The 13080-nt window shown below is 41.1% G+C and carries 9 protein-coding genes and 1 pseudogene; 9 read left to right on the top strand and 1 reads right to left on the bottom strand.

Annotated features, from left to right (window positions below; all coding sequences use genetic code 11):
• Window positions 1-95: 95 nt before the first annotated feature.
• The 8 genes and pseudogenes from L2717_RS14780 to leuD form a co-directional block, all read left to right on the top strand.
• Window positions 96-1133, top strand: a pseudogene (locus L2717_RS14780) (acyl-CoA dehydrogenase); the annotation flags it as partial.
• A complete protein-coding gene (locus tag L2717_RS14785; protein WP_220774952.1) occupies window positions 1133-1426 on the top strand; it encodes a DUF1330 domain-containing protein in 294 nt (97 codons plus the stop codon). The pseudogene L2717_RS14780 and the gene L2717_RS14785, both read left to right, overlap by 1 nt.
• A gap of 2 nt (window positions 1427-1428) precedes the next feature.
• Window positions 1429-2508 (top strand): nitrilase-related carbon-nitrogen hydrolase, encoded by a 1080-nt coding sequence (locus tag L2717_RS14790; protein WP_220774951.1) that lies wholly within the window; start codon window positions 1429-1431, stop codon window positions 2506-2508.
• Window positions 2509-2510: 2 nt separating this feature from the next.
• Entirely contained in the window at window positions 2511-3908 is a 1398-nt protein-coding gene (locus L2717_RS14795) for an aldehyde dehydrogenase family protein (RefSeq protein WP_220774950.1), read from the top strand.
• Entirely contained in the window at window positions 3909-4640 is a 732-nt protein-coding gene (locus L2717_RS14800) for a GntR family transcriptional regulator (RefSeq protein WP_248938080.1), read from the top strand.
• 188 nt (window positions 4641-4828) lie between these two features.
• A complete protein-coding gene (locus L2717_RS14805) occupies window positions 4829-6640 on the top strand; it encodes an FAD-dependent oxidoreductase (RefSeq protein ID WP_220775053.1) in 1812 nt (603 codons plus the stop codon).
• A gap of 1109 nt (window positions 6641-7749) precedes the next feature.
• Window positions 7750-9153 carry a 3-isopropylmalate dehydratase large subunit gene (gene leuC / locus L2717_RS14810; protein WP_248938081.1) on the top strand — a complete coding sequence of 468 codons (1404 nt, stop codon included), beginning with the start codon at window positions 7750-7752 and terminating at the stop codon, window positions 9151-9153.
• Window positions 9153-9770 (top strand): 3-isopropylmalate dehydratase small subunit, encoded by a 618-nt coding sequence (leuD, locus tag L2717_RS14815; protein ID WP_220775085.1) that lies wholly within the window; start codon window positions 9153-9155, stop codon window positions 9768-9770. Before leuC ends, leuD begins: the two co-directional genes overlap by 1 nt.
• A gap of 877 nt (window positions 9771-10647) precedes the next feature.
• On the opposite strand, the gene L2717_RS14820 is transcribed toward leuD, so the two are convergent.
• Window positions 10648-11955: a CaiB/BaiF CoA transferase family protein gene (locus L2717_RS14820; RefSeq protein ID WP_246611804.1), complete on the bottom strand. Its 1308-nt coding sequence runs from the start codon at window positions 11953-11955 to the stop codon at window positions 10648-10650.
• Between the two features lie 106 nt (window positions 11956-12061).
• Here L2717_RS14820 and L2717_RS14825 point away from each other — a divergent pair, with 106 nt between their 5' ends.
• Window positions 12062-12994 (top strand): hydroxymethylglutaryl-CoA lyase, encoded by a 933-nt coding sequence (locus L2717_RS14825; RefSeq protein WP_220774966.1) that lies wholly within the window; start codon window positions 12062-12064, stop codon window positions 12992-12994.
• Window positions 12995-13080: the final 86 nt, after the last annotated feature.

Raw genomic sequence — 13080 nt, forward strand, 5'->3', positions numbered from 1 at the left:
GTGAATACCGAGCCATATCGTTCTCTTTTGCCGCACCCTGTCTTTAAACATAATGATTATTTAGGGGTGACAACAATCCTGACACAGGGGGGACGTTTGATCCGCATATTATGCGTAAATTTGGTGAAGTAGGTTTATTAGGCGCCACCATTAAAGATGGCTATGGCTGCTCTGGCGTAGATTATGTGAGTTATGGCTTAGTGGCGCGTGAAGTTGAGCGTGTTGATAGTGCCTATCGCAGTGCGATGAGTGTGCAATCTTCATTAGTTATGCATCCTATTCATCAGTTTGCTAGCGAAGAAATTAAACAGAAGTTTTTACCGGGATTAGCCTCTGGCGAGCTGATTGGTTGCTTTGGTCTTACCGAGCCAGATTCAGGCTCTGATCCAGCCTGTATGACAACCCGAGCGAAAAAAGTTAACGGTGGTTATCGCCTAACGGGTAGCAAAATGTGGATCACTAACTCACCCATTGCTGACGTTTTTGTGGTCTGGGCTAAAAATGAAGCTGAAGATAATCAAATTTGTGGTTTTGTATTAGAAAAAGGCATGGTCGGACTGTCTACTCCAGAAATTGAAGGTAAACTGTCGCTAAAGGCGTCGATTACCGGTGAAATTGTCATGGATAACGTGTTTGTACCTGAAGAAAATATGTTTCCTACGGTACGTGGCCTTAAAGGCCCGTTTAGTTGTTTAAATATGGCGCGTTATGGTATTTCTTGGGGCGTATTAGGTGCCGCAGAATTTTGTTGGCATGCATCACGTCAATATGGCTTAGACCGTATTCAGTTTAATCGCCCACTGGCACAAACTCAGTTATTTCAAACTAAATTAGCGAATATGCAAACCGAAATTACGCTTGGTTTGCAAGCGTCGCTGCGTGTTGGCCAAATCATTGAACAAGGCAACTGGGATCCCACCATGATCTCATTAGTTAAACGAAATAACTGTGGTAAATCACTTGATATCGCGCGTATGAGCCGTGATATGCATGGTGGTAATGGTATCGCTGATGAGTTCCACGTTATTCGCCACATGATTAACCTAGAAACAGTCAATACATACGAAGGAACTTATGATATTCATGGTTTGATTTTAGGTCGTGCACAAACTGGATTACAGGCGTTTTATTAATGGCAGCATATTTACTTATTCAAGCCACCATTAAAGATATGGCAGCATTTAAGCGATATACCGCAGTGGTACCGCAATTGGTGCAAAAATATGGTGGCCAATACGCAGTGATGGAAAATAATCACGTATTACTAGAAGGAAAGCATAAGCCTGGTAGTGTAGTGCTCTCAACTTGGCCTGATGAAGCTGCCGCTCAAAAATTTTGGCTGTCAGATGAGTATGCAGCAGCAAAACAGTTAAGACAGGGCAGCGGACAATTTCATGTCATGTTGCTGCACAGTTTAGGAGCTTAAGTATGGATTTGGCGTATAGCGCATTAGCCCTGCAAGTACAATGCAGATCAGTCAATAGCTTAGATATAGCGGCAGCACGCCAGCAAATTTTTAATAATATTGAGCATGTTGCTAAGCAAGTAAAATCGAGTTTAGGGTTTATTAAAACCTTTTCTGGCGAAGCCGTTCGTTTAGTGGTGTTGCCAGAGTATTTTTTAACGGGCTTTCCGATGGGGGAGTCTATCGCGGAATGGAAAGCCAAAGCCGTGCTAGATATTGACGGTGAGGAATACAACCGATTAGCTAAAATTGCTCAAGATAATAATATTTATTTATCGGGTAATGCGTACGAAGCCGATCCTAATTTTCCTGAGTTGTATTTCCAAACCTGTTTTATATTGTCACCTGCTGGCAATACGGTACTGCGCTATCGCCGACTTATTTCCATGTTTTCGCCTACGCCGCATGATGTGTGGCAACCGTATTTAGATATTTACGGTTATGAAGCTGTATTCCCTGTCGCTAAAACAGAGATAGGCAATTTAGCTGCTATCGCATCAGAAGAAATTTTATACCCTGAAATAGCTCGTTGTTTAGCGATGCGAGGTGCTGAAGTATTTTTGCATAATACCTCAGAAATTGCATCGCCGGGTTTAACGCCAAAAGACATTGCTAAGCGTGCGCGTGCTATTGAAAATATGGCTTATGTGGTGTCTGCGAACTCAGCTGGAATTGCCGATATTAGCTTACCGGTTAACTCGGCCGATGGTATGTCAAAAATTATTGATACCAAAGGGCGAGTGCTAGCGGAATCTACGATTGGCGAAACCATGGTGGCATATGCGGAGCTTAATATCTCTAGCTTACGTGCTTTGCGCTTAAAGCCCGCGATGACTAACTTATTGGCCCGTCAACGCAATGAATTATTTGCACCGACATATCAACAAACAGTTTATCCGGCAAATAATATGCTGGTGCAACTTAATGATCAAACGCCGATAAACCGCCAACACTTTATCGATACACAAGTTAATGTCATTGACGACTTAATGGCTAAAGGCATTTTTCATTCAGATGCTTCTCGTTCAGAGCCGAGGAAATAACCATGCAAATAAGAAACCCAAGAACCGGCAAATACGATTTTGACCTTGTTGAATTTTCGGCTGAACAGGTAAAAAAAATAGCGAGTAATTTACGTCAGCACCAAGCTGCTTGGTGGCAATCTGGGCTTGAGTTGCGCATTGAACAATTACAGTTATTTGCGGCTGAAATAGTTAAAGCAAAACCTGAGTTAGTTAAAGCCGTTGCTGAAGACACTGGGCGCTGGTCTGAATCTGAAATTGAAGTTGATGCGCTAGTACAAACGATAAATCGTTGGTGTAAAGATGCGCCTAAATTGTTAGATGTCGTACCAGCAAGAGCGGCAAGTATTCCGTTTTTAGAAATCCAACAACAGTATTATCCTTTTCAGTTGGTTGGCGTAGTGAGCCCATGGAACTTTCCATTATTATTATCTTTTGTAGATGCTATTCCAGCATTATTAGCGGGTTGTGCAATATTAATTAAACCCAGCGAAGTCACCTCGCGTTTTGTTAAGGTGCTAGCCGATGTTTTAGCAAAAGTGCCACAATTGCAAAATGTATTAGCTGTAGTAACCGGTGGCGGCGAAACTGGCCAAGCGGTTACTAGCAATGTGGATATTTTATGCTTTACCGGTAGCGTTGCCACCGGGCGTCGAGTGGGCGAGCTTTGTGCAAAATTATTTATCCCGGCATTTTTAGAGTTAGGTGGTAAAGATGCCGCTATTGTTTGTGCCGATGCTGACTTAGATATCGCCAGCAGCGCCATTTGCTGGGGGAGTATGGTGAATGCAGGGCAGTCGTGCATGAGTATAGAAAGAGTGTATGTTGATCGCCGTGTCGCTAAAGAATTTAAACAGTTACTAGTTGAAAAGGTGAGTAAGTTACGACACAACCACCCAACGATGACTGAAGGTCAAGTGGGCCCCGTAATTTCGGATAAACAAGTTGCCGTAATAGAGGAGCAATTTTTTGATGCCAAACAAAAAAATGCCCGTTTCTTATGTGGTGGCGAACTCGTTAACTTAGGCGGGGGGGTTTACTGTCAACCCACAGTCATCGATAACATCACGCCAGAGATGTTAATTGCCACTGAAGAAACCTTTGCACCAGTGTTAGTTATTGAAGAATTTACTTCAGAGCAAGAGGCCGTCACGTTAGCCAATAATTCTAAATATGGTCTTTCTGGAGCCGTTTTTTCGCAAAATATAGCCAAGGCGCATGCTATCGCTCACCAGTTAAATGTCGGCGGTGTTAGTATTAATGATGCAGCATTAACAGGCTTTGTGCATGAAGCTGAAAAACAGTCATTTGGCTTATCTGGTCTGGGCGGTTCGAGAATGGGTGCTGAATCTATTCGTCGTTTTATCCGCAAAAAAGCATTATTAACAAATACAGGGGTGAGATCACCTTGGTGGTTCTAATTGGCTAAAACGATAAAACAAGCTAAATATAAAGAATTAGGCGAGAAAATAATTGATGCTATTTTACAGCAGCAATATTTAGTCGGTGATTTACTGCCGACTGAAAAAGAGTTATGTCAAACTCATAACATTAGCCGTTATACCGCACGAGAAGCTTTACGTTATGTACAAACCGCCGGCCTTGTTGATCGCAGACAAGGCTCTGGCTCGCGGGTGTTACGCAATAAGTTACCCAATAAAATTAATCAGTTTATTCACTCGGTCCAAGATTTACTTAATTTTGGTGAACAAACTCGATTTGAAATTGAAAGCTGCGAATTGCAGAACATTACAGCAGAGCAAGCTGAAATCTATGCTATCGCTGCTACAACACCTTTTATTAAATTAGCTGGAGTCAGGTTAGAAAGCCACAATAAAAAACCTATCTGTTATTCGGTTATTAACCAATTTAAGTTCGATCAAAGTATCCTGCCCGATATTAGTAATAAAAAGAAAGTACTATATGCTTTTGTCGACGCAATGAAACAAGTGCCTATAGGCAGAGTGGAGCAAAGCTTTTCCGCAACGATTATCCCTAACGATCTTTGCGATAAACTCGGTGTGCCTATGTATAGTGCTGCAATGCTAATTATTCGTCGTTATATTAGTAAAGATAATACGTTACTTTTAATTGCAGAGAATATTTACCCTGCAAGTCGTTACACCTATTCAAATGTGTTAGAGCAGAGTTAGTTAGAAAGTGGATCTAGTGAAAACCTACACGCAACATGATTTACATTTTCATGACAATTGTCAATTGTCAATGCGGAAATAATCAGTTTGCTTAATTGTAATTAATATATATAAAAAAGTTGGCTGAACACTTTCTGCTTTGATAAAAGTTAACTTGATGATACCAATTATAAAAACGGGATACCCTTATGCTAATTAATTTGACATCATCTTTGCGTTTACGCGTGTACAAGCCTAGTATTTGGCGCTTACCCGCCTTAGTTGCCATGCTTGTTCTTGTAGGCGCCTGCTCCGAAAAAAGCGTTGAAAAACAAGGTGAAACACCGAAAAATACTGAAACCGTAATTATTATAGGTGCCGGTTTATCGGGCTTAAATAGTGCGTTATTGTTAGAAGAACAAGGCTATAAAGTAACCGTTTTAGAGGCCAAAAATCGAGTAGGCGGTAGAATTTATACACTTGATGATGTGCCAGGTCGTCCAGAAGCGGGGGGTAATACCATTAGTACAAATTATGCCCGCATCATAGACCGAGCAAATAAATTAAGCTTGGCCTTAGTACCTGCACCCGATGTAGTTGGCGGCATGCGAACAATGCAGCTGTATATTGACGGACAATTTTTAGCCCCTCAAGCTTGGGCTACTTTCTCTGGAAACACCTTTCCAGCACCTATAAAACGCGTTCCTCCTGGCAGTATGATATTTGCAGCACTGCGTGAAAACCCTTTACAACAGCCAAGTGATTGGCTTCAAGAAGAGTATCAAAAATACGATGTAGCCATCTCGAACATTTTTAACGGTATGGGATTAGATGAGCGCAGTAAGCAACTCGTTAATCAGACCAATAGTTACGGTGATACTTTAGACTCTACATCTTTACTTGCGCTATATAGAACCGCTGCTAGTTACGCCAAAGCTGGCGATATTCAAGGCGGATTAAGTGCTATTGAAGGGGGAAATCAGCGATTACCTGAAGCCATGGCGGCAAAATTAAAAAATCCGGTTTTATTAGAGAAATTTGTTAGCTCCATTGCGCTAAACGATACGGGCGTGGTGGTGACCACGAGTGACGGCAAAAAATATGAGGCTGACTATGTTATATCCTCAATCCCCTTAACGGCCTTGCGTAAAATTAATATCACTCCAGCTTTGCCAGCATTGCAGCAACGTGCCATAAATGAAATTGATTACAGCAAAACCCTCATAGTGCAACTAACTGTAACTGGCGAATACTGGGGCGAGCATACTCCAAGCCTGTGGACCGACACAAAAATTGAGCGCATATTTGCCACCTCACTTGACGGCAGTGGTAATGTCACTAACTTAACTTTTTGGCTAACAGGTGCGAACGCTGAGTACTTTAGCGGCATGCAAACCGAAGCTCGCGATAAGGCTTTGTTAGACACTTTTTACGCTATTTACCCGAAAGCCGAAGGCTTAGTAACATTAGAGAAAGTAGTAGATTGGGGTAGTGATCCGCTCATTCTGGGCACTTGGCCGGCATATAAACCCGGACAAATAAGAGAATTTGGCAATGCTATTGCTCCACCCCATGGTCGTTTGCACTTTGCCGGCGAACACACTGCACTATCTAACACCGGCATGGAAGGTGCGATGGAATCATCAGAGCGAGTGGTAAGTGAAATATTGCGCAATAAAAATAAACATGCCGTTGCAACAGCCGCACTTGATCCAAAATCCTTATTCGTTACCTGTATGGCTTGTCATTCTTTAAACGAAGGCGAACCACATAAGTTAGGGCCTAATTTATATGGTTTTTTTGGTCAATCCGCTGCAATCCAAGAAGGTTTTAATTATTCACCAGCATTAAAGAATGCAGGCATTGTGTGGGATAAATCTATCTTAAGAAAATGGTTAACAGCACCCGACAAACTGGTACCCGGCACGCTCATGACATACCGCGGCACTTTATCAGAGCCAGAACTTGAGCAGTTAATTGACTATCTAATTACGCAGACGAATCCTAAGGTTAATCCTTAGTACGTAAGATAACAAATGTTATGCAATTGTATTTACTGCCTTTTGCATGATTGACATTGAAAGGTGCTAAGCTTATTTAAGGCAGGTTAAATTCTACATTTAAGCCCTCATTTTGAGGGCTTTTTATTGTCAGATATTGATTTTTATACTGGTAATTATACCTACAAACTATGCATTCAAGGGTAATCCAATAAATGGTGCCGTAATGGATTTTGGCTCATATTTATGTGTAACGTATAAGTGCCTTTAACTCGTTTGCGCGCGACTAATCCATCGGAAAAATTCATTTAAAACCCGCTTAGCGGTGATCCTAGAAATATCAAATTTTTTGACAGCTGAAGCTCAGTAGGCAACTGCATATCATTTCCGAACGTACTACTCACAATATTTTGCTGCAGTAGCTTGTAAGACTGATAGTAAAGTAGCGTAAGTGACAACTCGCTAAGCATAATACCTATTAAAAAAGAATACTCCCAAATAACCAATAATATTTATCAATGAGTGGGTATAAAATAAGCATTTTAATGAATAGACTGTCATACGAACTTTATTAATTTTAGTTTTAAATCCGTAGCATTTCATTTCTTACTTAGCGGTTTTGATATTTATCAAAATGCACAGAATAGAAGATGTTAGCGGTTAGTTAATTCGTGACGTTGAAGTCAATTGATATTACATTATGGTCACCCTTTGTTTTATTAACTACACAAATCCGGATGCTATTATACGTGCTCTAGCCGGAACGACATGTTTGGATATTGTTCAAGTATGTAAAAATATAGATGGTGTCTACATACAAATAGGTAAGCCCTATCAATATAAAGAAGATATAAGGTCTAATTTGTATGTGTTGTTAAAGGCGCTTAAAAAGCACTTAACCCTAAAGGCGCGTAAATTCCAACGCCACAGGTTTCGAAAAAATATTTTGAGTCTTTGAGAACATGTTATTCCATATACTAAATTGGGATTGGGCTTACTAAAAAATATATTTGATGTAGATATATCTAAGAGTATTAATGAGCGTTCTTAACACGGGAACTTAAAGTCTATAGAGGCTAACCTTGCTGAGCGACACTGATAAAAAAGAATTTATAATCGTGAGTAAAAAAATGGCTAAAACATTATTTGAAAAAATTTGGCAACAACATGTGGTTACAAATCTAGAAGGTGATACATCGCTGTTGTATATAGATAGAGTTTTTTTGCACGAGCGCACCGGCTCCATTGCTCTTAAAAGCTTAAGTGCAGATGGCCGTAAAGTTGTCAATTCTGATCAAGTATTTTGCACCATGGATCATATTGTTGACACATTTAAAGGGCGTAACGACACCACCTTAATGCCCAGTGGCCAAGATTTTATTGTTGCCACACGAGAAGCATGCGTTGAGGCAAATATTAAATTATTTGATGTTAACGATCCACAGCAAGGCATTGTGCATGTTATTTCACCAGAGTTAGGCATTGTTCAGCCGGGCTGCACCTTGGTTTGTCCTGACAGTCATACCTGTTCACAAGGTGCTTTAGGCGCCCTTGCATGGGGCATAGGATCAAGTGAAGCAGAACACGCCTTAGCGACCAAAACCTTACGTGTTACTAAGCCAAAAACCATGAAAGTCGAGTTTGTCGGAGAGTTAGCGGATGTAGTATCGGCTAAAGATATGATCCTACATTTAATCGGAGAATATGGCGCTGCAGGTGGGGCAGGTTACGTGATTGAGTTTTGTGGTCCTGCCATTGAAAATTTAGGCATAGAGGCAAGATTAACACTGTGTAATATGGCAGTGGAGTTTTCTGCATTTTCGTGCTTAATTGCCCCCGATGCCAAAGCGATAGAATATTTACAAAATAGACCCTATTCCCCCAAAGGTGAACAATGGGAACGTGCGGTAGAGTATTGGAAAACACTTTATTCCGACAGCCAAGCCACATTCGATAACGTCATCACCATTGATTGCGCCAATATCGGCCCTACTATAACGTGGGGAACCAGCCCTGAACATACCTGCTCTGTTAACGGTGTCGTGCCCGAAGTTAAGCTAAATGATAATGGCTTAGAAGACCAATCCTATATTCGTGCCATGGACTATATGCAAGTGACTCCTAATATGCGATTAAGTGACTTAGCCATAGACGCAGCCTTTATTGGCTCGTGCACAAACAGCCGTATAAGCGATTTAAGAGTCGCGGCAAAAATACTCAAAGGGCGCAAAGTGGCATCTGGCGTGAAAGCTATTTGTGTACCAGGTTCAACCTTAGTAAAAAAGCAAGCTGAGCAAGAGGGCATTGATAAAATACTGATTGATGCGGGTTTTGAATGGCGTGAATCTGGTTGTTCGATGTGTTTTTACGCCGGTGGCGAAAACTTTGGTTATCAAAAAAGAGTGGTAACCAGCACTAATCGCAATTTTGAAAGCCGTCAAGGACCTGAAACCCGATCACATTTAGCCAGCCCTGCAACGGTTGCCGCCTCAGCTATTGCTGGGCATTTAGCCGACCCAAGAGATTACCTATAATGGATAAATTTACCCAACACTTAGGCGTAGCCGCCGCTTTATTACAAGCTAATATAGATACCGATGTGATCATTCCTTCGCGCGAAATGAAGCGTGTTTCCAAGCAGGGACTGGGTGACGGTTTATTTGCTAATCGGCGCTATACGCTGCCTGGTAGCCGAGAAATCAACCCTAACTTCGTACTCAATAAACCTGAATATGCTAACACCAGCATTTTACTATCAGGTGCTAATTTTGGCTGTGGCTCATCTAGAGAGCATGCGGTGTGGGCACTTAAAGAATACGGTATAAGAGCGATTATTGCCGAAGGATTTGGTTCAATATTCTATAATAATTGCATACGCAATGGGTTGCTGCCCTTGGTGCTATCAGAAAAAGAAATTGCAGCTTTAACTGACTTTGTTTGGTCCGATCCGCAGTCTAATCGTATTCACATCGATTTAGAAAAACAACAAGTAACAGCAAGCCCTGGGCAAATTTTTGATTTTGCAATTAAACCCGAGCAAAAGGAAATGCTGATACACGGGCTTGATGCCATCGCGTTGACGATGAAATTAAACGCTGAAATAAGTGCGTTTCAGCAACAGTATTTAAAAACGTATACTTGGTTAAATTAAGCTCTAGTGGGAGGTTATTTCGGTAAATTGGTTATTATGTCAAATTCAAATATGACCTTTTGAAACGCCAGTAACTGAACTTGTAAGGGCGAGATTTGTGTAAAATAAACCTAGCCCATTGCCTGATCTATTTAAATGTTAATATCATTAAGGTTAACCACTTGGCCTATGTTTTTAATGCTGACTTAGCTAAAAAACCTAAATTATCTACACTTTGCCCTATGGCAAACGCACTAAATACATCTGAGTCTACTGTGGCAGATTAATACCATGCTCGTGGTTACGTTATAGAAATACCATCGAGTTTATTCTGGAAAATTTGCCGCTATTTTCCCGCTAAGTTTTTACCATCTGGTAAAGCCCTATACAACTCATCAAAAGCAATACACTGCCCAGCAGGCAATAAATTTTTGCTTACTCACTTTCTAGCAAGCGCTGATGAAAAGAAGATGCAAACCAACAAAATAGCCTACTGTAGCGCAAGGCAGCAGCCACATATGCTGTTTGAGCTATAAATCAACACCTACGTAAACGAACATAGACAATTCAATGGCGACTAACATAAACCAGAGTATAAAAAGCATATCGTGTAGCTGATATTTGCTAACGTGATTTACCATAACCGCAATAATGAGCGGTGCACCCACACCAATAGCTGCAGAATCGGCGCTTCATACTCCTTGCTTTTGTATATGATAATGTAAACTAGCCAAGATAGTCATGGTTAACAAATATTGTAAATTATTATGAAGAAATCATAGTGTTAAAATTGACACGCATTAAGTGCTATCAAAAAAGTTTATGTTGCTTCTTCAGTAGAATACCTGCGGCATTTACAGCTGCAGGCTGAGTAGATTTTGGCTTCTAATTGATGAATTTAATCTCTCACCACACCCAACTCAATAAGTTTATCTATTTGAGCTTGATCAAAACCTGCTTTTTGTAATGTAGTAATTGAATTTCCGTGATCACTTGGAATATCTTCTCGTAGAGTAAAGCGCTCATTATCCATTTCCAAGGGGAGTCCGGGGAGTTTAGTTTTTGTTCCACACGGTAATGTGACGTTAATTAGGCCACCAGCGTTTAGTTGAGGATCGTCAAATAAGTCTGAGGGTTTGTTTATAGGCGCAAACGGTAAGCCCGACTTTTCAAGTCTGTCCATTAGTTCGGATTTTTCCATTGTTGAAAACAAGCGAATAATTTCAGGCAATATTTTATCTCTTTGGGTAACTCTGCCATTGTTAGCATCTAAAGATTTATCAGCGGCAAATTCGGCAAATCCAAAGGCCTCACAAAATACTCGCCATTGGGTATCACTTACTACGCCTAAAAATACTTGTTCGTTATTTGCACAATCAAAAATATCATATATTGCCCATGCGGAACGGCGCACTGACATAGGTGGGGGAGCCTCACCTGTGACCATTTGTTGGGCCATGTGTTGACCTACCAGAAAGGCGGTAGTTTCGTATAACGAACTGGTCACCATTTTGCCTCGTCCAGTTTTGTGACGATCTTCAAGCGCCGCCAATACACCAATAGCCCCAAACATACCGCCGGTTATATCAATCACTGATGAGCCTGCGCGCATAGGTTTGCCGGGGAGTCCGGTCATATAAGCTAACCCGCCCATCATTTGGGTAACTTCATCTAACGCTGTACGGTGTGCATATGGACCATTTAAAAAGCCTTTTAATGAACAATATATCAATCGCGGATTTAATGCAGACAAGTCTTTGTATCCTAGGCCTAGCTTATCCATGGCTCCAGGGCGAAAATTCTCTAATACCACATCAGCGCCTTCAATAAGTGACAATGCAAGCTCTAGGCCTTTGTCAGACTTGATATCTAAACATAAACTTTTTTTATTGCGGTTATACATTGAGAAGTAACCCGCCCCCGAGCCTTTTAAGCGCCTTGTATTGTCGCCCGTTAAGGGCTCAATTTTAATAACATCAGCACCTAAGTCAGCCAATATTAAACCCGCTGCAGGACCCATAACCATATGTGTAAATTCAATAACTTTAAGGCCAGCTAAAGGCAACGGTTTTATTGTGCTCATGAATGGATCATTCCTTATTTGTGTAAGACCTGTATACCTGTATAACGCTACTGATATTTTTGCCGATATTGATATTGATGTTTGTATCGCTTTATTAGGTGTAATGATATAACGACGTGTCATTATACTTTGATTTAGCAAGCTTCAATTTGTTAAATGTCAATTTGCAGCCAACATTCACGTGATAATGTTGGTATATAGAAAATACAGAGTTGATAGGCATAAAGTAATGACAAAATTCGATATCGAAATTAGTGAGGTCGGTCCGCGCGATGGCTTGCAGAGTATTTCTGCGATTATGTCAACCGAAGATAAAATAGCGTGGATTGACGCCTTAGTCGCTGCTGGTATTCCTGAAATAGAAGTTGGTTCGTTTGTTCCTGCAACGTTATTACCTCAGTTGGCTGATACGCATCAATTAGTTGAACATGCTAAGCAGTATAAAGGCTTGTCGATTGCCGTTTTAGTGCCTAATCTGCGTGGCGCTCAAAATGCCTTAAAAACCTCTCCGACTAAAATGAGCATCCCTTTGTCGGTAAGTGAAACTCACAGTTTGCGTAACGTGAAACGCACGCACAAACAAATGTTAGAAGAGGTTGCTAATATTGCTCAGTTTATTAAATCTTTACCTGTTGAAAACAGACCTAAGTTTGAAGGTGGCTTAGCAACTGCTTTTGGTTGCACAATTGAAGGCAGCGTCAATGAAGATAGCGTCGTTTCGTTGGCAGTTGCATTAATGGAGGCTGGTTGTGACGAGGTAGGTTTATCAGATACCACAGGTTCAGGAAATCCAGCTCAAGTTAAAAGGTTGATAAAAAAGGTGTGGGCTGCGGTGGGTAAAGAAAACCTAAGTGGCATTCACTTGCATAATACACGGGGTCAAGGCTTAGCGAATGCTCTTGCCGCAATTGAAGTCGGCATAACCACTGTGGACTCTTCAATGGGCGGCATAGGTGGTTGCCCGGCAGCACCGGGTGCGAGTGGCAATATCGTTACCGAAGACTTAGTGTTTATGCTAGAAGCCATGGGCCTACGAACAGGTATTAACTTTGAAAAATTATTTGAAGCGCGTGAAATTTTGGCAAAAGCGCTACCGAATGAACAGCTCTATGGCTTTACGCCAAATGCTGGTTTACCTAAAGGGTTTAAATACGCCCGCTAACTATTTCTAATAAATTAATCGCTTAAATTAAATGTTTGCTAAACAAGCTCAACGATAAAATAGCGCTCGATTAAAGATAAAGTAAC

Origin of the sequence: Shewanella glacialipiscicola (genome assembly GCF_023283485.1) — a bacterium.
In the GTDB taxonomy this organism is placed as follows: Bacteria; Pseudomonadota; Gammaproteobacteria; order Enterobacterales; family Shewanellaceae; genus Shewanella; species Shewanella glacialipiscicola.